The organism is Thiovibrio sp. Mzg5 (assembly GCF_055379285.1).
On sequence record NZ_AP022872.1, the window covers coordinates 1,267,784 to 1,289,284 of the forward strand.

Here is a 21,501-nt window from a genome sequence, read left to right on the forward strand (position 1 = left end):
CCATGGACCATTCCATCCGCAAGCAGATCGAGGAGCGCGAGGCCGCAAGCCTCGCGCCCTATGCCGCCCTAAGCCGGGAGAGCAAAGGCCGACTCAGGCAGGAGGAAGAATGCCCCATCCGAGGCGCCTACCAGCGCGACCGGGATCGGATCATCCACTGCAAGTCATTCCGCCGCCTCAAGCACAAGACCCAGGTCTTCCTGGCCCCCACCGGCGACCATTACCGGACCCGGCTCACCCATGTGCTCGAGGTCAGCCAGATCGCCCGGACCATCTCCGTGGCCCTGCGCCTCAACGGCCATCTCACCGAGGCCATCGCCCTGGGCCATGATCTCGGCCACACCCCCTTTGGCCACGCCGGGGAAGCGGTGTTGGACGAGCTGTACCCCCAGGGTTTCCGCCATTACGAACAGAGCCTGCGGGTGGTGAACATCCTGGAAAAAAAAGGCGAGGGACTTAACCTCACCGTGGAGGTGCTGGACGGCATTGCCAAACATTCCAAGGGGAGGCGCGAGATTCTGCCGCAAGACATCTCCGAGCTGCCTGCCACCATGGAAGGCCGAGTGGTGCGCATCGCCGACATCATCGCCTATGTGAACCACGATCTGGACGATGCGGTGCGGGCCGGGATTCTCAGCGAATCGCAGATCCCCAGCCATCTCCAGAAGCTGTTCGGCTCCAATCATTCCGCACGGATCGGCACCATGGTCCACGATCTTGTGGTCCAGACCCTGAAAAACGGCGGAAAAACCCTGACCATGACCCCGCAGCTGCTGGAGGGTATTGCCGAACTGCGCTCCTTTCTCTATGAAAACGTCTACGAAACCAACCGGGTGCACGACGACTTCATCAAAGCCAAAAAGGTGCTGCGGGAGCTGTACGAGTATTTCATCAACAAGGACGACCACTGGGAAAGGGTCATCGATTATGACGAGGCGACCCCGCGGGAACAGATGGTCTGCGATTTCATCGCCGGCATGACCGACCGCTATGCCCTGGATCTCTATACCAATATCTTTCTTCCCAAACCCTGGAGTGTAATGTAACCGATGAGCGAAAACCCCTCCGCCGCGACCGGCGACCATGAGCTGGCCAAGGGCTACGAATTCAAAGAGGTTGAGGCCAGGTGGTATCAGAAATGGCTTGAGCAGAAAAACTTCCAGGCCACCATGGACGAGTCCAAGCCCTCCTTTTCCATCGTCATCCCGCCGCCCAACGTCACCGGGGTGCTCCATGTAGGCCATGCCCTGAACAACACCATGCAGGATGTCCTGGTCCGCTACAAGCGGATGTGCGGCTACAACACCCTCTGGGTGCCGGGCACCGACCATGCGGGCATCGCCACCCAGAACGTGGTGGAACGCCAGCTTGCCACCGAGGGCAAGAGCCGCCACGACCTCGGCCGCGAACAGTTTATCGAGCGCGTCTGGCAATGGCGCGAGGAAAAAGGCGGCACCATCATCAACCAGCTCAAGCACCTGGGCTGCTCCTGCGACTGGGACCGGGAACGGTTCACCATGGACGAGGGGTTGTCCAAGGCGGTACGCACCGTTTTTGTCCGCCTTTACAAAGAAGGGCTGATCTACAAGGGCGATTACATCGTCAACTGGTGCCCCCGTTGCAAAACCGCGCTCTCCGACGACGAGGTAGAACACGAGGACACGGCGGGCAAGCTCTACCACATCCGCTACCCCTACGCCGACGGCTCCGGCCATGTGGTGGTCGCCACCACCCGGCCCGAGACCATGCTGGGCGACACCGCCGTGGCCGTGCATCCGGACGACGAGCGCTACAGCCACTTGAAGGAAATCGGCATCAAGCTGCCCCTCACCGACCGCACCATCCCGGTGGTCTACGACCACCACGTGGAGCGGGAGTTCGGCACCGGCGCGCTCAAGGTCACCCCGTCCCACGACCGCAACGACTACGAAATCGGGTTACGCCACAACCTGGAGCGGATCAAGGTCATGGACGACTCCGGCTTCATGAACGAGGCAGCCGGCCCCTACGCGGGGCTGGAGCGCTTTGCCTGCCGCAAACAGATCGTCGCCGATCTGGAAGCCCAGGGATTCCTGGAAAAAATCGAGAACTACTCCCATGCGGTGGGCCAGTGCTACCGCTGCAAAACCGTGGTCGAGCCCACCACCTCGCTGCAATGGTTCGTTTCCGTAAAACCGCTGGCCGCGCAAGCCGTGGCCGCGGTGCGCGACGGGCGGACCGCCATCCACCCCAAGACCTGGTACAACACCTTCTACGCCTGGATGGACAACATCCGCGACTGGTGCATCTCCCGCCAGATCTGGTGGGGCCACCAAATCCCGGCCTGGACCTGCGACGATTGCGGTCATTTCATGGTGGAGGAGCATGCGCCTGCCGTTTGCGAAAAATGCGGCTCAGCCAAGCTCACCCAGGAAACCGACGTGCTGGACACCTGGTTCTCCTCGGCCCTCTGGCCCTTCTCCACCCTGGGCTGGCCCGACGAGACCAAGGAGCTGAAATTCTTTTACCCCACCTCGGTGCTGATCACCAGCTTCGACATCCTCTTCTTCTGGGTGGCCCGGATGATGATGATGGGCATCCACATCATGGGCGAGGTGCCCTTCAAAGACGTCTATCTCCACGCCCTGGTCCGCGACAAGCACGGTAAGAAGATGAGCAAATCCACGGGCAACGTCATCGACCCCCTGGTGGTCATGGCCGAGTACGGCACCGACGCCCTGCGCTTCACCCTCACCGCCTTTGCCGCCCAAGGCCGCGAGATCAAGCTCGCCGAGGAGCGCATCGAGGGCTACCGCCATTTCATCAACAAGATCTGGAACGCGGCCCGCTTCGCCCTCATGCACATCAATGCCTGCGATCCCGCGATCAGCAAGGATATCGACCCCAGAGATTTCCCCCTGGCCCACCGCTGGATTCTCCACCGGCTCAACCAGGCGATCACCGAGGTACGCCAGGCCCTGGACGACTACCGCTTCAACGACGCGGCCTCGACCATCTACCAGTTCGTCTGGAACGAGTTCTGCGACTGGTACCTGGAATGGATCAAGAGCGATCTCTACGGCGACAACGCCACGGCCAAGGGTCAATCCCAGGCGGTGCTCCTGGCGGTGCTGGAAAACACGCTCAAGCTCCTACACCCCATCACCCCGTTTGTTACCGAAGAGATCTGGCATGTTCTGCCCGGAGAGCGGACCAGCATCATGGTCGAAGCCTTCCCCACCCCGAACCCGGCCTGGGACGATGCCGAAGCTGCCGAACTGGCCGCGCTGTTCATGGGGATTGTCGGGGGCATCCGCAACATCCGCAGCGAGGCCATGATCCATCCTTCAGCCGAGATCGAGGTGCTGATCGTCTGCCACGACGAAACCAAACACGCAGGCTTGACCTCCCTGGCCGGTTCCCTCAAGACCCTGACCCGGACCTCCACCATGGCCGTGCAGAAGGAAGGCACCCGGCCCAAGGGCGCGGCCTCCTATCTCTATACCGACATCGAGATCTTCGTGCCCCTGGCCGGATTGGTGGATGTGGACAAGGAGCAAGCGAAACTCAAGAAGGATCAGGACAAGACCGAGGGTGAGCTGGCCCGCTGCCTGGGAAAACTGGCCAATGAGAAGTTCATGGCCAATGCCCCGGAAGAAGTGAAGACCAAGGAGCGGGAGAAGATCGGGGAGATGCAGGCCAAGTTGGAGAAAATCAAGGCCGGTATGGAGCGGTTGGAGGAGTTGCGCTGAGATAAGCGCGGTCAGGGGATCGCGCGCCTGCTGCGCAGTCTCGCCTGGCGTCAGAGTGTCGACATGTCTGGCATGAGAACGAATTAAGTAAGGTGTCACCAGAATTCCCTGCAGGGGTAAATCGCTGCAGGGGTAAATCGGGGACGGTAAATCGGGGACAGACCACGTTTTATGTTGCGGAGAAGGTGAAAAATGAGTACAAGTGTGCTCATGCCAAGACGACCCCGCCTCATCATACCAGGTGTTCCCCTTCACTTGATCCAACGTGGAAATAATCGGCAGCCTTGTTTTTATGCTGACGAGGATTACGGGTTTTATCTTGACTGGTTGCAGGAGTATAGCCGCGATACAGGTTGTTCCATACATGCCTATGTGTTGATGACCAACCATGTTCACCTTCTTTTGACACCGGCAGATGCGGACAGCGCCGGAATGCTCATGAAACGATTGGGGCAGCGTTATGTCCAGTACATCAACCGCACGTATCGTCGTAGCGGGACACTTTGGGAAGGACGTTTTCGCTCATGCATCACTCAACAGGAAGAATATCTGTTGTTATGCCAGCGGTACATAGAAATGAATCCGGTCCGTGCCGGTATCGTTGAACACCCAGGCGAGTATCGCTGGTCAAGCTATGGTTGCAATGGACAAGGCGAAACATCGGCCCTATTGAGCCACCATCCCGTCTATCTGAGTTCTGGCCGGACCGGTGAAGAAAGGCAGGCCTCCTACCGAGAACTTTTCCGTCATGAGATGGAACCTGGTATCGTTGACCAGATTCGTCGGGCCACCAATGGAAATTTTTCCCTTGGTAACCCAAGATTTACAGAAGAAATAGCCGCAGTGCTTGGTCGCCGGGTAATTCCAGGAAAAGCAGGAAGGCCGTGCAAGCAAACAGCCGATAACGAAAAGAACACAGAAAAAGAATCGATTAAAAACGTGGTCTGTCCCCGATTAAGACCCTCACCAGCAATGCGGCCGAGTTCATCATAATTGGAGGCTTGGCCGTTGCCTGGCATTGCCCAAATCGTCAGGCGGACGACATGGACCTCCTTGTCAATCCGACTCTCGATAACTCAGACCGCATTTGCTGCGCACTAGGCAAACTCAATCTGCGCGGTTACAGCAGCACTTCATTCGCAAAGGCCGGCATTCAGGTGCCCCTGAAGCAAATTCACTACGCTGAACTTCTCACTCCGAGGGAAGGTGACCCGAGCTATTCGGAGGTTGCGGCAGATGCTGTGGAGGCAAAGCTTTTCAATATTCCGGTCTGCGTTGCATCAGTTGCATCGCTGATTCGGCAAAAGGAACGCGCCGTTTTTTCAGGCGAAAGTGGAAAGGACAAACACCTGAGGGACATTCAGCTTCTGAAAACCGGCAAATAGCATTGGGGAAAACATGAAAAAGAGATTTCTGATTGTCGCAGTGATTGCGCTCATCACACTCGCTGGTTGCAAAGGCGGTGAAACAACACAAACCAAATACACCACCGTCGACGGCTCGGAGTTCGTGGTTGGCGATTCCTATAAGTATCTAGGCGAGGATCGATTTGAACATCAAAAGGTCATTAAGTGGGAAAACTTGAAGAAATGATAGTTTCGTAGGTCGGGTAGAGGAACGAAACCCGACGTTTAAACGACAACATCATCCACAACTCGACTGAAAATTGTCGGGTTTCGCTTTGCTCTACCCGACCTACGACAAAAACATGGGAAGGCAGCTGTCATCGGGGACGCAAACGTTGTCGATTGGTTGACTATCTCGGATAGCCGCAGAATGAAGGGCGAATTCCCACACACATAATTTCCGGGGGAACGACAATGCATGTAGGATTTATCGGACTTGGACACCTTGGCAAAGCCATTGCGGGACGGCTCTTGGACTGCGGCCACACCCTCACGGTTTGGAACCGCACCCCCTCAAAAGCTGAGGGGATGAAGGCCGAAGTAGTCTCCTCTCCCAGAAAGGTAGCAGACAAAGCAGAGATTATTTTTGTCTGTATGTTTGACAGTACGGCGGTCCATGCCATCCTCAGCCAGGAAGACGGGCTGTTGTCCGGCGATATCTCCGGCAAAATCATCGTGGATTTCTCCACCAACCATTTCAGGGAAGTACCGCTCTTTCATGCGCTTTGCGCACAAGGTGGCGGGGTGTATCTTGAAGCCCCAGTGCTGGGCAGCGTTGTTCCTGCATCGCAGGGGGCCCTCACCGTTTTGATCAGCGGCAAGGAAGCAGGGTATGAAAAGGCCAAACCGGTGCTGGAAAACATCGGCAAAAATCTTTTCTACCTCAAAGAACCGGGTCTTGCCACCAAGATGAAGCTCATCAACAACCTGACCCTGGGAAGCTTCATGGCCACCATTGCCGAGGCGCTGTCGCTGGGAGAGGCCATCGGCCTTGCCAAGGAAGAAATCCTGGATATCCTCTCCGTGGGTGGCGGCAACTCCCTTGTCCTGAGTGCCAAGAAGAACAAATTGCTCCAAGAAGATTTCTCCACCCATTTTTCCAGCGCCCTCATCTACAAGGATCTCCATTGCCTCCAAGACCTGGCCTATGAAGAAAAAAAATCCCTCTTCACCGGCGCGGTGGTAAAAGAGCTATACGGGAGAACCTTTGAAGAGGGCATAGAGCAGGAAGATTTTTCCGCCATCTATAAGCTGTTCAAGAAAGGCTGACAAACGGACAACAAAAGATAGAAAAAGGGGGACGGTTCCCGATTTCCTGGGTGTGGCGTGCGAAAAGTAATCACAATATCGCAACACCTCTGACTCATGCATGATTTTGCATAGTGCCTCAGCCAAAAAACACCCCGGAGACGTGGTCGATTCGTTGCCTGTCTCGGACAAGATCCGTGAAATTATAACCGGAAACCCAAGTTTCATGGTAAGTTAGTCGGCAAAGCAACAGCGTCCCTCTCAGCCCGTTAGTTTTCTCAAGGAGCAAAGGCCATGGAAAACAAAAATCCAAATGATTTGAAAATTTCAGATTGGCTGGATGAAAAGGAAGCGGAGAATGTGGATGTCTCCCAAATCGCCTTGCCTGAAGACCAGTCTTACGATGAAGACCCGGATGAAACTATTTTTTTCGAAGAGTTTAAACCGTGCGGGTTTCTCTGCACGGAGAATCATCCCTTTTCCACGGTCGAGCGCTTTGGCCACTGGTATTACAGCAGAGGGCAAGACAAAAAAGCCGGTATTCACTCAACAGAAATGAAGTGGAGATTGTTTACCAAGGATAAAAATCTCGCCATTCAAACGGCTAAAGCACACCTCGCATAAAAAAGGGGGCTCATCCCCGAACAACTCACCGCTCCCCTTCCTCGCCACCCTTGTTTTTCTCCAGCCATTGATCCATACCGATCAAAAACCAAGATCCAAAAGGTAGATATGTTTAAGAGTATAACAAACCTTATTTACCACATTTCCATCCTTGTCTTGAGCGCAACCATTGCTCTCTCGCTGCCATACACAGGCAAGCTCATTGCCGACAATTATCTGACCTACTGGACACTCATCGAAAGCGAAAAAGCCTTCCTCATCTCCGTGGAAATCGCGGTGGCGGTACTGCTCATCATGCTTTTCAACTATTTGGTGAGTAATTGGAAAAACAGAAAATTCTCTAAAATGGCGCGCAATGACATGGGCCTTGTTCTTGCGGCGCATCCAAAAAGTTTTCGGGTGAAAAAACGGCTCAAAAAATTCAAGGAACAGCAAGGCCTGGGAAAAGATGTGATGCTGATCGGCTCAACGGGTTTCAATACCTTTGTAAACCCGGAGAGCGACCTGCACCATATCATCCAGAATTGTCGTGGGGCAAAGATCATGCTGCTGAACCCCTTCGGCGAAGGGGCATGTCTCCGGGCCAAGAGCATTCCTGATCCTGAGATCACGCTTGAACATTTCCGGGAGCAGATAACAAAAAGCGTCGATTTCTTAAAGGGGCTTAAAATTCTCCAAAAAGACATAAAATTGAAGCTGTACGAGGAAACACCGTTGTTCAAGCTTACCGTCCTCGGAGATTATGTCTTTATGAAGTATTACCACGCTGGGTTGAACGTCCAGGAGATGCCGGAATATATATTTAAACATTCTTCCAACCACGGCAGCATGTTCCATCCCCTCTATCAATTTTTTCTTTCGAGATGGCGCGATTCGACTATTCCGGAATACGATTTTGAATCGGACGAGCTGGTATACAGGGATAATTCAGGAAATGAGATTAGAAGAGAGAAGCTTGCCAGCTTAACCATGAACCCAGCCTGCGTTAATGGTTAAGTTAAGCAGTAAAAAAAATCCACTATTACGGGGACACCTGATTATTTGTCGGGAAATTAATTGGGTGTGTGAAAAAGATCATGCATGAGCCTACCATAGTCAAAAAAGTGAAGGGGCCCATCCCCAGGGGAGTTCGCTACCTCGCCTTGTGTGCAGTCCTGATGGTTGCGCATCTTCCCGCCATTGCCTATGCCCAAACAGCATGCCCCGGAATTCACGTAAAGATTCTGAACATTAGAAACAGCACCGGAGCCGTGGCGTGCGCGCTTTTTGAATCGCCCGTTGGTTTTCCGACTGAATTTCTGCACTCCGCAACCAATATCATGATAATAAAAGTTCGGAATACGCAGGCGCGTTGCGACTTTGAAGACATCGCCCCGGGAACGTATGCGCTTGCCGTCATCCATGATGAAAATATGAACGGCAAACTTGACACCAACCTTCTGGGGAGCCCAACGGAAGGCTACGGTTTTTCAAACGACGCAACAGCCTTGGTCGGCGCGCCTTCGTTCTCGGCCTCCTGTCTCCAGTACGACGGACAAAACCTGGATATGACGATCAGCTTGCATTACTGAGTGCTCGTTGTTTGAATACTGAAAATTTCCACTTTCCTTTCTTCGAGCTGGCACACCCATTCAGGGTTGCTGCTCCTAACCGCTTGTTATCCATTTTCCAGGGAGCAGGAGATGACTAAAGCCATGCACAAAGCTGCCGATGAGAAATTCTGCTCCGAGTGCGGCGCGATCATCAAAGCAAAGGCGGAAATATGTCCCAAGTGTGGGGTGCGGCAGTTTGCACCACCGAACAACTTTGCCGCGGTGGCGCCAAATGGCAAAAGCAAATTGGCCGCCGCCCTCTTTGCCTTGTTTCTGGGCGGTTTCGGCATCCATAAATTCTATCTTGGCCGCATTGGCTGGGGCATCTTCTATTTGTTGTTCTGCTGGACCGTTATTCCCTCCATCCTTGGAGTTATCGAAGGCATTCTTTTACTGGTCATGAGCGAACAGGATTTCAATCGCAAGTACGGCACGGCCTAACATTGCGGTCGAGTTGGCGGGCAGGCCGACCACCGCTGCGACTGAAGGAGGCAAGCGATGAACACGATCACGACGCAAGACGGCACGCAGATCTATTACAAGGACTGGGGCAGTGGACAGCCCGTGGTCTTCAGCCATGGCTGGCCGCTGAGCGCGGACGCCTGGGAAGATCAAATGCTGTTTTTGGGCACCCATGGGTATCGCTGCATCGCCCATGACCGCCGCGGCCATGGGCGATCGGGCCAACCTTGGGATGGCAACGAAATGGACACCTACGCCGACGATCTCGCTACGCTGGTGAAAAAGCTCGACCTGAAGAATGCGATCCATGTCGGGCACTCCACGGGCGGCGGCGAAGTGGCCCGTTATATCGGTCGCCACAGCACCAACCGGGTGGCCAAGGCCGTGCTGATCGGCTCGGTAACGCCGCTGATGCTCAAGACGGCCGCCAATCCCAAGGGCTTGCCGCTCGACGCCTTCGAGCAAATCCGCGCTGGCGTGCTCGCCGATCGCTCGCAGTTCTTTAAAGATCTCACCGTGCCGTTCTACGGCACCAACAGACCGAACGCCAAGGTCTCGCAAGGACTGCGGGACTCGTTCTGGCTGCAAGGGATGCAGGCCGGGTTCAAAGGCGTCATCGATTGCATCAAGGCCTTTTCCGAAACGGATTTCACGGAAGACCTCAAAAAATTCGACGTCCCGACGCTCATCATGCACGGCGACGACGACCAAATCGTGCCGATCGGCGCCTCGGCCATGCTCTCGGCCAAGATCGTCAAAGGGGCCACGCTGAAAGTCTATCCTGGCTTGCCGCACGGCATGTGCTCTACCCATAAAGACCAGATCAATGCCGATCTGCTTGCATTCCTTCGGGTGCTGTAGACTCCGAACTCTGGCCTCCCCTCCCACAAAGCATCTGACCGGTGAGCCTTTATACATGCGTAATTCGAAAATCTGGTTGATCATGGCACTCGCCTTTCTTACCACGATTGTTGGGTGCAAATCCGACGACATGGTGGTGACCCTTACCCGCGATGAGATTCAGGCTCGCGTTGCCCCCCGGTTTCCCATCACCAAAAACTGGTTGGTTCTCAATGTCGCTCTCAGTGAGCCCGAGATTTTTCTGTCCGAGGGCGCAAATCAGATCGGAATCAATACACGGGTCGAGCTGAACATTCCCTTTCTCAAGCCTATCTCCGGATATCTGGCAGTCGCGGCGACGCCGCGTTACGATGCGGAAGCGAAATCATTCTATCTCGATCAGGCCACGGTGGAACGGTTGGACCTGCCGGAACTCACGCCCGAGCTGCAAGACAAAGCCCGAACAGCCATCGAATCCATCGCTCGACAGGAACTTGCCAAACGTCCTATCTATGAGCTCAAGGGCAGGAATCTCAAGGAAATCACCGCCGCCTATACCCTGCAAGAGGTGCAGGTGCACGGAGGGAAACTGCGGGCGACTTTTTCTCTGTCAAGATAAACAGGGAGGCGCCTGACCGGTCTTGGCCAAACCAATGGCTTTTCCCTTGCAGCCCTGAGGAAACCCCTCTATTATAATAATATGATGTTTTACCTATATCCTTGGCTCACACAGGAGTAACGGAATTGACTTTATTAGATTTTTTCTCCCTGCTCAGCGCCGTAAGCCTTTTTGCCATTGCTCTCGCCCTGGTCCCAACCTTTCTGCAGTTCCGGCGCACCTTGCAGAAAACCGAGGTCTTTATCGAGACCTTGAACACGCACGTGGACCCGCTGTGCCGGTCCCTGACCGAGGCAGCCAACGAAATCCAAATTCTCTCCATTTCCTTAAGCGACAAACTGGAGAAGACGGATGCAGTCATCTACACCGCCCAGAAATCGGCAGACATCCTGCTCACCACCACCACCATGCTCAAGGAAACAATAAGCCCCTTCATCACCCAATTAGGCGGTTTCAGCGCCGGGATTATGGCCTTCTCACATTTCCTCAAACGATCGTGGCAGACACCAAAAAAAGGAGAACTGATATGAGCAGAGACAATTGCGACAATTCCAGCACGGCAGTGTTGGCCTTCCTGGCCGGTACCGTTGTCGGCGCAGCCATTGCCCTATTGACCGCTCCGAAGAGCGGCCAGGAAACCCGGGAGATGCTGGCCGACTATGGGGCCGAGCTGAGGGAAAGAGCCAAGACCTTGCCCGATGATTTCCAGGAATACAAAGAAACCGCCATTGAGCGGAGCAAGGAGATGATCGCCAAGGGGAAAGAACTCATCAGCAGAGGCACGGACCTGGCCGCACAAGGGAAGGAATTTCTCGACGAGAAAAAAAGAACCCTCAGCGAAGCCATTGAGGCCGGAAAGATCGCCATGCAGGAAGAACGGGAAGCCCTGGCCCACAAGCTGGAAGAAAAGGATTAGCTTCAACCAAGAGCTTTACAACTAAAAAAGGAGGCCTCCTTGTTGGGGGCCTCCTTTTTTTGGCATCGCAAGATACACCCATCACCGCTTGTTTTTTCCCACCTCGCCTGCCCGCCCGCCCCAATTCAACTTGTTGCGCAGAATTTCGAAATAATCCTTCTGGGGAGAACAGATAAGCCGCAGGGGCCTTTCCGAGGCCATCACCTCCAGGGTGTCGCCGGCCGACATTTCCCAGGCAGGCTGGCCGTCGACAATGATCTTCACCCCGTTGGCCTGCTCGGCAAGCCGGGTGGTAAGACAAACCGTGGCAGGCAGCAGCACCGGACGGCTTTCCAGCATGAACGGGCAGATCGGCGTTACCAGGATGGCTTGCAAGGCCGGATTGACGATGGGTCCGCCTGCGGAAAGGTTGTAGGCGGTGGAACCAGTGGGCGTGGAAAAGATCAGGCCATCCGCCCGGTAGGTTGTGATGTACTCCTGATCGGCCCAGGTGCTCAGCTGGGCAAGCCGGTCAGCGCTGCCCTTGCTGACCACGACATCGTTCAGACCATAGCGCCAGTCAGCCGTCTCGTTGCCGTGATGAAGCCTGGCTTTGAGCATCAATCTTTCCTCAACAACGACCTGCCCGGCCAGAATCCTTTCCAAAACCTCATAGCGCTCGCTGACCGCCACTTCAGTCAGAAACCCGAGATCGCCGAGGTTCACCCCGACCACCGGCACTTGCAATCGGCTTGCCTGGTCCGCGACATGGAGCAGGGTGCCGTCCCCGCCCAAAATGATAAGCAGGTCCATATCATCGGCAATGGTATCCACTGCGGCAGCAATACCCCGCTCAGCCAGCCAGGGGAGCAGTTCTCTGCTCATGCCCAGAGCGGCGGACGAATCCTTTTTGCAGATGATCCCAACCTTACGGATTTCCATTACAATCCCAATTTATTGAGGAGCCGTTACGGAATAGCTTATCAGCACTGTTCCATTACGGCTTCTTATGCCGTTCTTTCCAGCCAGACGGCAAGGTTATTTTTGTTACGAAGGCTTACTGGTGCTGGAGAGCACGAGCCGACCAAGTTCGCAGGAGCGGTTGGTGGCGGCCTCCACCGCGTTGGTTACCAACGCCCGGAAAGCCCCCTTTTCAAGCTCATGCAGCCCGGCAATGGTTGTGCCACCCGGTGAAGTCACCATGGCCCGCAACTCGGCGGGATGTTTGTTCCCGTCCAGTGCCAGCAGAACGGAGCCCAGCACCGTTTGCAGAGCAAGGCTCTGGGCCACGGGCCGAGCCAAACCCACTTTTACCCCGGCGTCGACCAAGGCTTCGATAAAGGTGAACACATAAGCCGGGCCGCTGCCGCTCAAACCGGTAACCGCGTCGAGATAGGTCTCATCCAGAACAAAGCTGACGCCGACCGCATCGAAGATGCTGGTGGCCACGGCCAGATCCTCGGGAGTCACCCCTTGACCAGGGCTCAGGGCAGAGGCGCCCTTGAGCACGATAGCCGGGGTATTGGGCATCACCCGGATAACCCGGCAGCCACGCCCGGAAACCGCGCCTTCCAACACGGCCAAGGGAATACCTGCGGCGATGGAGACAATCAGATGATCGGCCTGGATCTTCTCCCGAGAATCGCTGAGGACTGCGCCTATCACCTGCGGCTTGACCGCGAGAATAACAACCTTGCATTCCGCCCAGACAGCAGTGGCCTCTGAAACAGCGGCAACCTTATACTCTTTCTGCAACAAGGCCTGCCGGTCACTGCTGGGATCGGCGACCAGAATCTGTCCGGCTTCGACAAGCCCGGCCCCGGTTATGCCCTTGATCAGGGCTTCGGCCATCAACCCCCCGCCGATAAAGCCAAGTTTTCCTGAAAAACCCATACCCTGCTCCTCATGGTTAGTCAGGTCGGAGGTGAAAAAACCCGACCAATTGGATCAACAATACTGAGAATGCTGCATCGTACCAATTTCCCCTGCCATTGCAAGCAGGATTCGAGGAAACACCCGACAACTGCTGGGCGTAAAAAAACCCGCAGAGTTTTGCAACATCTGCGGGTCGTTCCTCTCAGGAGAGGCGAGGTCGTTCAGGCAAAACAGGGCTGTCCGGCAAGGGCGATGCTGGGCGGCAGCAGATAGGACAACAGCTTGTCGCCAGCCTCCTTGGTGCTCAAGACCACCTTTTCCAGGACCCGGTTGCCCCCTTCTTCCTCATAGGCGATCAGGTCCCACCGCTCAGGCTGAGCGGCAAGCTGCTTCATCAAGGAAAAATGATGCCCATGCCCTGATTTCCTGGTCACGACATGACCAAGCAGAGGGAAGCCCAGCAGCGCCAAATCGCCGATCACGTCCAGGGCCTTGTGCCTGGCGAACTCATCGGCAAAACGCAACCCCTCGGCATTGACTATGCAATCATCGTCGATGACCACAGCGTTTTCCAGGGAACCGCCCAGGGCAAGACCATTCTGCCTGAGTTTCTCGACCTGATCCAGAAAACCGAAGGTTCTGGCCCCGGCAACCTCCTGGGCGAATTTCTGCGGGGTCAGCTCACTGGAGAAAATCTGCTTTCTGATCAGGTGGTGGTTGAACTCAATCTCGCAGGTGACCTTGAACCCATCATAGGGCAAAATCTTCACAAAGGAATCACCCTCGGAATAGGAAATTTCCTTGTTGACCTTGAGCATCCACTTGCAGGCGTTCTGCCGACGGCGACCCACCCTTTTCAGCACATGAACAAAGGGGCCGGCACTGCCATCCATGATGGGCACCTCAGGCCCATCCAACTCGACCACCGCGTTATCGATGCCCATGCCGAAAAGCGCGGCGAGCAGATGTTCCGTGGTGGAGATCATCGCCTCATCCTCGGTGGCGATGGTGGTGGCAAGCCGAGTGTCGACGATCCGATCCATGAAAGCCGGGGTCGGTGCAGCCTGCGGCAGATCACTGCGGACAAAACGAATTCCGCTGTTCTCCTCGCCGGGCAGAATGGAGAGGGTGGCAACCTTGCCGGAATGAAGACCAATTCCAGCGAAGCTTACCGGCCTTTTTATGGTGTGCTGTAATGAATCCATATAGTGAACACTCTTTTTCTGTCTGTGTGTATTTCACAACGATAACGAAACCATATGGTTCAAATGCAAAAAACAGACCACCACAGCCACATTGGATGAAAAAATGATAAAATCATTTGTTTTCGGGATGTTACACAGGTTGACCACAAACGGAGAAATGCAGAGGGCAAACAGACTGTTGCAAAAAAACCACACCCCGGAATACCTGGCTTCTCCGGGATTGTATTTTTTTCGCGGCAATTACAGGGGCGGCTCACCGAGCCGACCAGCCATGAACAGATCAAAACCCTGGTCCATACGAAGTTCGATGGTCAAGGCCAAGATGGGAAATTCCCCGAAAAAGGGGCGGAGCTTGACAAAATCCTTTTCCGTGGTGATTAGCGCCTGGGCCCCGTTTGCTCGGGCTACGGCGACAAGGGCCGCGACATCCTGCGCCGTATAACAATGATGGTCTTTGAACTCCTTAAATCCGGCAAGAGAAAACTCCTCCTGCCGCAGGGTCTGACGGAAGGAGTCCGGGTTGGCGATCCCGGCAAAGGCGAACACGGGTATTTCCCGCGCCTCGGCAAGGGTACACACCTTGCCCTGCCTGCTGTGCCAGATTCCGGCAGGCAAATATTCTCCCGCAAACACAGGCTGTTCCGGAAAAGATCCCTGCAGCCACCGTTGAAAATCCTCCACCTTGGCCCGATTGCCGCTATCAACCCCGGTAATGACAAAGCCGTGGGCCCGCCTCAGGGCGGAGACCGGCTCCCGCAATGGCCCTCCTGGAAAAACCCGGCCATTGCCAAGAAGCGTCCTGGCACTGAAGAGCACCAGGTCAAGATCACGCTGCACGGCAAGATGCTGAAAGCCATCATCCATGACGACCAGGTTCACGCCAAATTTCAGGATGGCATGGCTTGCAACCGGCGCTCTTTCAGGACCGGTCAGGACCGGAACCCCAGGCAACGCCTCGGCCAACATGAAAGGCTCATCCCCGGCCATATCCGGCGTAAGCAGGATCTTTGCGCCATCGGAAACGATATTCACCTTGCCGGTGGCCTTGCCACCGTAGCCGCGACTGACAATGGCCGGCCGAAGCCCCCTGTCCAGGAGCAAGCGGGTCACATAGCGCACCATGGGCGTTTTTCCGGTGCCTCCCAGGGTGAGATTGCCGATGCTGATGACCGGCACCGACAGCCGCTGGGATTTTAAAAAGATATTTTTTCGGTAGAGAAAGGCGCGCAGCACCATGACCAGGCTGTACATCGGTGAAAAAAGGCGCCCGATCAAAAACAGGACGGCAAGCAGTTGCTTCATCCTTTCTCCTCCCGCGCCAGCGCACTGCGGATCAGGGCGATATGCGCCTCGGTGACTCCACGCCTGGCGGTAATCAACTCCTGCGCCTGGCGCCCTGCCCGCTCCCGATTTGCAGGCTCGGCCAACAGCAGGGAAAGGTCAGCGCGAAGCTCCTCTGCATCGTGAACCTGCCTCGCCCCGCCCACAGCCAAAAGATCGTGGCTGATTTCGGCAAAATCCTCCATGCACGGCCCGAACAACACCGGTTTCCCATACACGGCGGGTTCAAGCGGGTTATGGCCCCGCTGAGGCACCAGACTGCCTCCGATAAAAGCCACATCACACAAAGCGTATACCGAGGCCAATTCCCCCAGGGTATCGAGAATCAACACCGAGCCCTCCCCCACTCCCCCGAGCGAACGGCGAAAGGCCGAAAGACCGTGCCTGAGCGCCATGGCTGCAAGCTCGGCACCCCGCTCCACATTCCGGGGGGCCAACACTAAAAAAAGATTGGCACAGGTTCGGGTAAGCTTTTGGAACACATCGAAGATAATCTCTTCCTCGCCGCGGTGGGTGCTGCCCGCCACCCAAACCAGGGCCTGCTCCGGAATGTGCAAGGCGGTCCGGTCAAGTCCTGCCTTGACGGCGCCTCCAGACAGGGCCGCGTCGTATTTCAGGTTCCCCAGAACCGCCAGACGCACGGGGTCAACCCCCAATTGCCGCATACTGACAGCATCCTGCTCCGTCTGCATGGCTAGGACTTGGAAAGAATTGAAAAGCGGCCTGAAAAACCAGCGGAACCTGCGGTACCTGGTCAGCGAGCTTTCCGAGACCCGGCCATTGACCAAAAGAGAAGGGATGCCCAGCCGATTGAGTTCCCTTAAGAAGTTCGGCCAGAAATCGGTCTCCACCAGAACAAAAAGATCGGGCCGTGCCCAGGAAACCAGCCGTTTTACGCTCCAGAGCAGATCAAAGGGAAAGGGGACGAAGTAATCGACATCTTCCCCCAGGACAGAACGGGCAAAAGACTCCCCGGCCCTGGTGGCCGAAGAAAAAATAATGATCCCCTGGGGATAGTTCCGCCGCAACTCCTGCACCAGATTCCGGGCGGAAGCCACCTCGCCCACGGACAGGGCATGCACCCAGATGCGGGGCCTATCCGCACTGAAACCACCGGAGCTTTCCCCAAGGGCGAACCCCAGCCGCTGAGCGGAACGGCTGCGGTACTTGGGCGTCAGTATAACTTTGACGAAAAGAATCGGAGCGAATACAATCACCCCCACCGTCAAAAACAGATTGTAAAAAAAAGCTGGAACCATATCCATTATGAACCTGATTTTACTCCATCCGCAGGAACTGACCGATCACCACGTCACCCTGACCGGACGCCGCGCCGACCACATCCGCAAAATCCTTCGCGCCACCATCGGGGACAGCGTCCGGGTCGGCATGCTGGGCGGCCTGCTCGGCACCGGCTGCATCCAAGAGATGGACAATAACAGCATTGTACTTGAGGTGCATCTCACCACCGAACCGCCGACCTTCCCCCCCACCGATCTGATCTTGGCCGTGCCTCGCCCGATCATGCTGAAACGGGTCTTGGCCCAGGCGGTTTCCATGGGGGTGAACCGAATCTTCCTGATAAACGCCAACCGGGTTGAAAAAAGTTTTTTCAGCTCCACCCTCATCCAGAGCAACGCCTTTACCGAACCGCTGTGCCTTGGGCTTGAGCAGGCCATTGACACCAAGATGCCGGAGATCTCCGTCCATACCCGCTTCCGGCCATTCGTGGAAGACTTCCTGCCCGAACTGCTCAGCGATTGCCCGATCCGGCTTCTCGCCCATCCGGAAGGAGAGCAAACCATGGCTCAGGCGGCCGGGGGTCTGTTGGCCCAACGGGTGGTCCTTGCCATCGGCCCGGAGGGGGGCTGGGTTGATTTTGAGGTGCAACGCTTCAAGGAGCAAGGCTTTATCCCCTTTAGCCTCGGCCCCCGCATCCTCCGGGTCGATACCGCGGTCCCGGCCCTGCTGGCTCAGCTCAGCCTGCTGCGCCAGCTTGCCTAGAGCCAGAAATCATCCTCACCAGCCAAAACGCTGGCGAACCCTCTCCACCAGCACGGTCAACTCCTTGAACCCCAAGGCATAGAGCGTCACTCCGTAGACCACCCCCCCCGTAGCAATAGCCACGGCAAGCGCAACCACGCTGCCCAGAAAACCGGACAGAGCAAGAGGGGCGAGAAGATATTGCACCCCGAACAAACAGAGGGCCATGGCCAGCGAAGCGCAGAGAACCCTGCCCAGCCCGGAAAAAAGATAGCGCAGGGAATACCCGGCAAGCTTTTTGTACAGTACCGTGCTCAGGAAAAGAAAATTCAGGATCATGGCGCAGGAGATGGACAGGGCAAGGGCCTTGTGCTGCAAGAAACCGATGGTAAGCCAGACCAGGAATACATTAACCGCCATGGTCAGAAAGCTGCCCAGCACCGGATACCGGGTCTCGTCCAGGGCATAAAATACCGGGACCATGATCTTGACCGACGAATAGGCAAAAAGCCCCACGGCATAACAGGACAGCGCCTCGGCGGTTCTCGCGGTGGCCAGGCTGTCAAAGCTGCCGTGCTGAAAGATAACTCTGATTATGGGTTCCCCCAGCAGGATCAACCCCACCGAGGCGGGAATGGTCAGGGAAAAGGCCAAGGTAAGCGAGGAGGCATAGGTTTCCCGCAACCGGTCCATATCCCGGAGCGCTGCATACCGGGCGATCACCGGCAGGGTCGCGGTGGAGAGAGCAACCCCGAAAAGACCAACCGGCAGCCAAAACAGACGAAAAGCGTAACTGAGCCAGGAAAGACTTCCCTCGACCAGGGAAGAGGCGAAATAGGTGTTGATCAGCACATTGATCTGTAACGGCGCAAGGCCGATCACCGCCGGGGCCATGAGTTTCATGATGCGGCGTAGGCCGGGATGGCGGAGGTCAAGCTGCGGCACAAAGACGAATCCAGCCCGAAACAAGGCAGGCAATTGGCAGGCGAGCTGGAGCAGACCGCCAATCAGGGTGCCGATGGCCATGCCAACAATGGGCGGCTGGCCAAACCGGGGCATGAGCAGGGCAAAGCCAACGCCGCCAATGATCGAACCCAGGTTGAAAAAACCCGCAGCCAGGGCCGGGACGAAAAAACGCCCCCTGGTGTTCAGAATCCCCATCACCACCGAGGAGAGGGAAATAAAGATGAGAAAGGGAAACATGATCGTCGAAAGAAGCGTGGTGAGCGCGACTTTTCCGGGAATCGACTCAAACTCCGCTTCGACCATGAAGCCAACGATCTGCTCGGAAAACAACACACCCAACAGAGTGAGACAGCTGAGCAGGATAGCGACAAAAGCCAGGACATTGCTCGCCAAGGCCCAAGTCGCTTTTTCGCCCTTGTTGGTTTCATAGTCGGAAAAAACCGTGACAAAGGCGGCGCTCAAGGCCCCTTCGCCAAAGAGATCACGCAGCAGGTTGGGGATACGAAAAGCCACCACAAATGCGTCGAAGGCAAAGCCAGCCCCGAAAAACGTGGCAAAAACCTGCTCTCGGACCAGCCCCAGGACACGGCTGCACATCACGGCCACCCCGACTGTTCCGGCCGATCTGGCTATTTTCCCTGTGTCCTGCGAGGGTTTTTTCATTAAAAGTCACCCAAAAACGAATACGGCTCTATTTTTATCGATCCAAACAGGGAACTACTCAGGTCGAGCCCCAAAAAGCAGACCATCCCCCATCGGTAAATGTTCAGCAGTGCCACAGATGCGCGAAAGAGGTCTGCGAAGTGTGCTAGTGCACATGAGCAGGCCGATGACAAAGCAGATGTGGTGCTGCTGGACAGTTACCAAAATAGCAGGTTGCCCGGGAGAAGACAACAGACATTCCGATTAGCTGCTTGACTTCATTGGATTTTTCCTACTAATATGCAGACGGACCTCATCTGTTTGAAGGAGACAGCGCATGACATCATACACCGGCGGCATACTGACCATCAGCGACAAAGGCTCACGCGGAGAGCGGGAAGACACCAGCGGCCCGCAGCTGCAAGCAATCCTCAGCGAACAGGGATTTTCCGTGGTGGCCTATAAAATCGTCCCGGACGAGCTCGCCATAATCCAAGAAACCCTCCGGTCCTGGGTGGATGAAAAAAAAATCGACCTGATCCTGAGTACCGGCGGCACCGGCGTTTCCCCCAGCGATCTGACCCCCGAGGCGACCAGGGCAATTCTTGACCGGGAAATCCCGGGCATCGGCGAGGCCATGCGTCAGGCCAGCCTGCAAAAAACTCCCAATGCCATCCTGTCCCGAGGAATCGCCGGCATCAGGAAAAACAGCCTGATCATCAACCTTCCGGGCAGCAAAAAAGCGGCCACGGAAAATCTGGAAGCCGTGCTCCCCGCCTTACAGCATGCCATCTATAAGATCCAAGGTGGCACCAAAGACTGCGGGAGCTGAAGCGGCAACAAAAAAGGCCCACGGAAAACCCGTGAGCCTTGAACAGAAAACCTTACAAACAATAACTCAGCCGCAATCAACCTCAACGGCCATGGTATCCTTTTTCTTCATGGCGTCAATCTCCCCGATCAGATACGGGGTCTCACCCAAGGCAATCAGTTGCTGCATACAGTCATCCACCTGTTTTGCATCAACCACCACAACCATGCCGATCCCGCAGTTGAAGGTGCGGCACATCTCATGGGCTGAGATCTTGCCGTTTTTCTGGAGAAAATCAAAAACCGGAAGAACCTGCCAGCCCTTCTTGTTGATTACCGCCTTGCAGCCATTGGGCAAGACCCGCGGGATATTATCAATAATGCCGCCGCCGGTTATGTGAACCAGCCCTTTCACCTTGAAGTTTTTCACCAAATTCAGCAGGGTTTCACTGTAGATTCTGGTCGGGCGCAACAATTCCTCGCCAAGGGTACAGCCGAACTCCTCGATCCGGTCATTGACGCTGAGGCCCATCTCCTCGAAACAGACCTTACGCACCAGGGAAAAGCCGTTGCTGTGCACCCCGCTTGAGGCAAGGCCGATCAATTTGTCGCCAACACTGATCTCAGAGCCGTCAATCAACTTGTCGCGCTCACAGATCCCAACCACGAACCCGGCGATGTCATAGTCTCCGGCCTGATACAGGCCAGGCATCTCCGCCGTTTCCCCGCCGATCAGGGAGCATTTGGAAATCTCGCAGCCCTTGGCGATCCCCTTGACCACGTCGGTGGCAACCCCAAGATCAAGTCCACCGGTGGCGAAATAATCCAGAAAGAAAAGCGGATGCGCACCACAGACGATGATGTCGTTCACGCACATGGCCACCAAATCGATGCCAATGGTATCATGCTTGTTGCACATCTCGGCGATCTTCAGCTTGGTGCCGACTCCATCGGTTGACGACACCAGAACCGGATCCTGGAACTTGCCGCCACCCAGGGCAAATAGCCCGCCAAACCCGCCAATGCCGGTAAGTACGCCGGGGCGAAAGGTAGAGGCCACGATTGGCTTAATGGCATCGATAAAGGCGTTACCCTTATCGATATCAACCCCGGCCTCCGCATAACGAGAAATCTCTTTCTTAGCCATAATCTTCTTCAATAACCCCAAATTCTCAATCTTATAATAAAGACGCAGCGAATGAAAAATCCGTACTGTGCGTTCATGTTTCTCATCAAGAAAATATCAGCCTGTGGAACAGTGG

23 protein-coding genes are annotated in these 21,501 nt (G+C 55.6%); 16 read left to right on the forward strand and 7 right to left on the reverse strand.

Annotated features, from left to right (window positions below; genetic code table 11):
* Window positions 1–2 precede the first annotated feature (2 nt).
* The 14 genes from ACZ46D_RS05680 to ACZ46D_RS05745 all read left to right on the forward strand — a co-directional run bounded on the left by ACZ46D_RS05680 (window position 3) and on the right by ACZ46D_RS05745 (window position 11,438).
* The gene (locus ACZ46D_RS05680) at window positions 3–1,046 is read left to right on the forward strand and encodes a deoxyguanosinetriphosphate triphosphohydrolase (RefSeq protein ID WP_464929069.1); all 1,044 of its coding nucleotides are present in this window, start codon (window positions 3–5) and stop codon (window positions 1,044–1,046) included.
* 3 nt (window positions 1,047–1,049) lie between these two features.
* Window positions 1,050–3,731 carry a valine--tRNA ligase gene (locus ACZ46D_RS05685; RefSeq protein WP_464929070.1) on the forward strand — a complete coding sequence of 894 codons (2,682 nt, stop codon included), beginning with the start codon at window positions 1,050–1,052 and terminating at the stop codon, window positions 3,729–3,731.
* 210 nt (window positions 3,732–3,941) lie between these two features.
* Window positions 3,942–4,724 carry a transposase gene (locus ACZ46D_RS05690; protein ID WP_464929257.1) on the forward strand — a complete coding sequence of 261 codons (783 nt, stop codon included), beginning with the start codon at window positions 3,942–3,944 and terminating at the stop codon, window positions 4,722–4,724.
* A gap of 50 nt (window positions 4,725–4,774) precedes the next feature.
* Window positions 4,775–5,116 (forward strand): hypothetical protein, encoded by a 342-nt coding sequence (locus ACZ46D_RS05695; RefSeq protein WP_464929071.1) that lies wholly within the window; start codon window positions 4,775–4,777, stop codon window positions 5,114–5,116.
* 13 nt (window positions 5,117–5,129) lie between these two features.
* Complete coding sequence (locus ACZ46D_RS05700; RefSeq protein WP_464929072.1) at window positions 5,130–5,324, forward strand: hypothetical protein; 195 nt, start codon at window positions 5,130–5,132, stop codon at window positions 5,322–5,324.
* 227 nt (window positions 5,325–5,551) lie between these two features.
* Entirely contained in the window at window positions 5,552–6,406 is an 855-nt protein-coding gene (locus tag ACZ46D_RS05705) for an NAD(P)-dependent oxidoreductase (RefSeq protein ID WP_464929073.1), read from the forward strand.
* A gap of 273 nt (window positions 6,407–6,679) precedes the next feature.
* Window positions 6,680–7,009, forward strand: coding sequence for a hypothetical protein (locus tag ACZ46D_RS05710; RefSeq protein ID WP_464929074.1), 330 nt, complete (start codon window positions 6,680–6,682; stop codon window positions 7,007–7,009).
* A 108-nt stretch (window positions 7,010–7,117) separates the two neighbouring features.
* Window positions 7,118–8,005 (forward strand): hypothetical protein, encoded by an 888-nt coding sequence (locus tag ACZ46D_RS05715; RefSeq protein ID WP_464929075.1) that lies wholly within the window; start codon window positions 7,118–7,120, stop codon window positions 8,003–8,005.
* A 68-nt stretch (window positions 8,006–8,073) separates the two neighbouring features.
* Window positions 8,074–8,580: a DUF2141 domain-containing protein gene (locus tag ACZ46D_RS05720; RefSeq protein ID WP_464929076.1), complete on the forward strand. Its 507-nt coding sequence runs from the start codon at window positions 8,074–8,076 to the stop codon at window positions 8,578–8,580.
* A 111-nt stretch (window positions 8,581–8,691) separates the two neighbouring features.
* Window positions 8,692–9,042 (forward strand): NINE protein, encoded by a 351-nt coding sequence (locus ACZ46D_RS05725; RefSeq protein WP_464929077.1) that lies wholly within the window; start codon window positions 8,692–8,694, stop codon window positions 9,040–9,042.
* Between the two features lie 57 nt (window positions 9,043–9,099).
* Complete coding sequence (locus tag ACZ46D_RS05730) at window positions 9,100–9,924, forward strand: alpha/beta fold hydrolase (RefSeq protein ID WP_464929078.1); 825 nt, start codon at window positions 9,100–9,102, stop codon at window positions 9,922–9,924.
* A 55-nt stretch (window positions 9,925–9,979) separates the two neighbouring features.
* The gene (locus ACZ46D_RS05735; RefSeq protein ID WP_464929079.1) at window positions 9,980–10,522 is read left to right on the forward strand and encodes a DUF1439 domain-containing protein; all 543 of its coding nucleotides are present in this window, start codon (window positions 9,980–9,982) and stop codon (window positions 10,520–10,522) included.
* 125 nt (window positions 10,523–10,647) lie between these two features.
* Window positions 10,648–11,052 (forward strand): DUF948 domain-containing protein, encoded by a 405-nt coding sequence (locus tag ACZ46D_RS05740; RefSeq protein ID WP_464929080.1) that lies wholly within the window; start codon window positions 10,648–10,650, stop codon window positions 11,050–11,052.
* Window positions 11,049–11,438 carry a YtxH domain-containing protein gene (locus tag ACZ46D_RS05745; protein WP_464929081.1) on the forward strand — a complete coding sequence of 130 codons (390 nt, stop codon included), beginning with the start codon at window positions 11,049–11,051 and terminating at the stop codon, window positions 11,436–11,438. Before ACZ46D_RS05740 ends, ACZ46D_RS05745 begins: the two co-directional genes overlap by 4 nt.
* Window positions 11,439–11,519: 81 nt before the next feature.
* On the opposite strand, the gene ACZ46D_RS05750 is transcribed toward ACZ46D_RS05745, so the two are convergent.
* The 5 genes from ACZ46D_RS05750 to ACZ46D_RS05770 form a co-directional block, all read right to left on the reverse strand.
* Entirely contained in the window at window positions 11,520–12,359 is an 840-nt protein-coding gene (locus ACZ46D_RS05750; protein WP_464929082.1) for an NAD(+)/NADH kinase, read from the reverse strand.
* A 105-nt stretch (window positions 12,360–12,464) separates the two neighbouring features.
* On the reverse strand, window positions 12,465–13,310 hold the full coding sequence (gene proC, locus ACZ46D_RS05755; protein WP_464929083.1) for a pyrroline-5-carboxylate reductase: 846 nt from the start codon (window positions 13,308–13,310) through the stop codon (window positions 12,465–12,467).
* A 203-nt stretch (window positions 13,311–13,513) separates the two neighbouring features.
* Window positions 13,514–14,497: a UDP-3-O-acyl-N-acetylglucosamine deacetylase gene (gene lpxC / locus ACZ46D_RS05760; RefSeq protein ID WP_464929084.1), complete on the reverse strand. Its 984-nt coding sequence runs from the start codon at window positions 14,495–14,497 to the stop codon at window positions 13,514–13,516.
* 240 nt (window positions 14,498–14,737) lie between these two features.
* Entirely contained in the window at window positions 14,738–15,799 is a 1,062-nt protein-coding gene (gene lpxK, locus ACZ46D_RS05765) for a tetraacyldisaccharide 4'-kinase (RefSeq protein ID WP_464929085.1), read from the reverse strand.
* On the reverse strand, window positions 15,796–17,103 hold the full coding sequence (locus tag ACZ46D_RS05770) for a 3-deoxy-D-manno-octulosonic acid transferase (protein WP_464929086.1): 1,308 nt from the start codon (window positions 17,101–17,103) through the stop codon (window positions 15,796–15,798). The genes lpxK and ACZ46D_RS05770 overlap by 4 nt, the downstream gene beginning before the upstream one ends.
* A gap of 1 nt (window position 17,104) precedes the next feature.
* Here ACZ46D_RS05770 and ACZ46D_RS05775 point away from each other — a divergent pair, with 1 nt between their 5' ends.
* A complete protein-coding gene (locus tag ACZ46D_RS05775) occupies window positions 17,105–17,842 on the forward strand; it encodes a 16S rRNA (uracil(1498)-N(3))-methyltransferase (RefSeq protein WP_464929087.1) in 738 nt (245 codons plus the stop codon).
* 15 nt (window positions 17,843–17,857) lie between these two features.
* Here the strand turns inward: ACZ46D_RS05775 and murJ are convergent, their stop codons facing one another.
* Window positions 17,858–19,450, reverse strand: a complete 1,593-nt coding sequence (gene murJ, locus ACZ46D_RS05780) for a murein biosynthesis integral membrane protein MurJ (protein WP_464929088.1) — start codon at window positions 19,448–19,450, stop codon at window positions 17,858–17,860.
* A 316-nt stretch (window positions 19,451–19,766) separates the two neighbouring features.
* Here murJ and ACZ46D_RS05785 point away from each other — a divergent pair, with 316 nt between their 5' ends.
* Window positions 19,767–20,261: a MogA/MoaB family molybdenum cofactor biosynthesis protein gene (locus ACZ46D_RS05785; RefSeq protein ID WP_464929089.1), complete on the forward strand. Its 495-nt coding sequence runs from the start codon at window positions 19,767–19,769 to the stop codon at window positions 20,259–20,261.
* A gap of 66 nt (window positions 20,262–20,327) precedes the next feature.
* Here ACZ46D_RS05785 and purM read toward each other — a convergent pair whose 3' ends face one another.
* Window positions 20,328–21,386, reverse strand: coding sequence for a phosphoribosylformylglycinamidine cyclo-ligase (gene purM, locus ACZ46D_RS05790; protein WP_464929090.1), 1,059 nt, complete (start codon window positions 21,384–21,386; stop codon window positions 20,328–20,330).
* Window positions 21,387–21,501: the final 115 nt, after the last annotated feature.

What these genes read in the sequence shown, in the direction of transcription:
- ACZ46D_RS05680 (WP_464929069.1), top strand. Translation starts at nt 3, where the DNA reads ATGGACCATTCCATCCGCAAGCAGATCGAGGAGCGCGAGGCCGCAAGC.
- ACZ46D_RS05685 (WP_464929070.1), top strand. Translation starts at nt 1,050, where the DNA reads ATGAGCGAAAACCCCTCCGCCGCGACCGGCGACCATGAGCTGGCCAAG.
- ACZ46D_RS05690 (WP_464929257.1), top strand. Translation starts at nt 3,942, where the DNA reads ATGCCAAGACGACCCCGCCTCATCATACCAGGTGTTCCCCTTCACTTG.
- ACZ46D_RS05695 (WP_464929071.1), top strand. Translation starts at nt 4,775, where the DNA reads ATGGACCTCCTTGTCAATCCGACTCTCGATAACTCAGACCGCATTTGC.
- ACZ46D_RS05700 (WP_464929072.1), top strand. Translation starts at nt 5,130, where the DNA reads ATGAAAAAGAGATTTCTGATTGTCGCAGTGATTGCGCTCATCACACTC.
- ACZ46D_RS05705 (WP_464929073.1), top strand. Translation starts at nt 5,552, where the DNA reads ATGCATGTAGGATTTATCGGACTTGGACACCTTGGCAAAGCCATTGCG.
- ACZ46D_RS05710 (WP_464929074.1), top strand. Translation starts at nt 6,680, where the DNA reads ATGGAAAACAAAAATCCAAATGATTTGAAAATTTCAGATTGGCTGGAT.
- ACZ46D_RS05715 (WP_464929075.1), top strand. Translation starts at nt 7,118, where the DNA reads ATGTTTAAGAGTATAACAAACCTTATTTACCACATTTCCATCCTTGTC.
- ACZ46D_RS05725 (WP_464929077.1), top strand. Translation starts at nt 8,692, where the DNA reads ATGACTAAAGCCATGCACAAAGCTGCCGATGAGAAATTCTGCTCCGAG.
- ACZ46D_RS05730 (WP_464929078.1), top strand. Translation starts at nt 9,100, where the DNA reads ATGAACACGATCACGACGCAAGACGGCACGCAGATCTATTACAAGGAC.
- ACZ46D_RS05735 (WP_464929079.1), top strand. Translation starts at nt 9,980, where the DNA reads ATGCGTAATTCGAAAATCTGGTTGATCATGGCACTCGCCTTTCTTACC.
- ACZ46D_RS05745 (WP_464929081.1), top strand. Translation starts at nt 11,049, where the DNA reads ATGAGCAGAGACAATTGCGACAATTCCAGCACGGCAGTGTTGGCCTTC.
- ACZ46D_RS05750 (WP_464929082.1), bottom strand. Translation starts at nt 12,359, where the DNA reads ATGGAAATCCGTAAGGTTGGGATCATCTGCAAAAAGGATTCGTCCGCC.
- proC (WP_464929083.1), bottom strand. Translation starts at nt 13,310, where the DNA reads ATGGGTTTTTCAGGAAAACTTGGCTTTATCGGCGGGGGGTTGATGGCC.
- lpxC (WP_464929084.1), bottom strand. Translation starts at nt 14,497, where the DNA reads ATGGATTCATTACAGCACACCATAAAAAGGCCGGTAAGCTTCGCTGGA.
- lpxK (WP_464929085.1), bottom strand. Translation starts at nt 15,799, where the DNA reads ATGAAGCAACTGCTTGCCGTCCTGTTTTTGATCGGGCGCCTTTTTTCA.
- ACZ46D_RS05770 (WP_464929086.1), bottom strand. Translation starts at nt 17,103, where the DNA reads ATGGATATGGTTCCAGCTTTTTTTTACAATCTGTTTTTGACGGTGGGG.
- ACZ46D_RS05775 (WP_464929087.1), top strand. Translation starts at nt 17,105, where the DNA reads ATGAACCTGATTTTACTCCATCCGCAGGAACTGACCGATCACCACGTC.
- murJ (WP_464929088.1), bottom strand. Translation starts at nt 19,450, where the DNA reads ATGAAAAAACCCTCGCAGGACACAGGGAAAATAGCCAGATCGGCCGGA.
- ACZ46D_RS05785 (WP_464929089.1), top strand. Translation starts at nt 19,767, where the DNA reads ATGACATCATACACCGGCGGCATACTGACCATCAGCGACAAAGGCTCA.
- purM (WP_464929090.1), bottom strand. Translation starts at nt 21,386, where the DNA reads ATGGCTAAGAAAGAGATTTCTCGTTATGCGGAGGCCGGGGTTGATATC.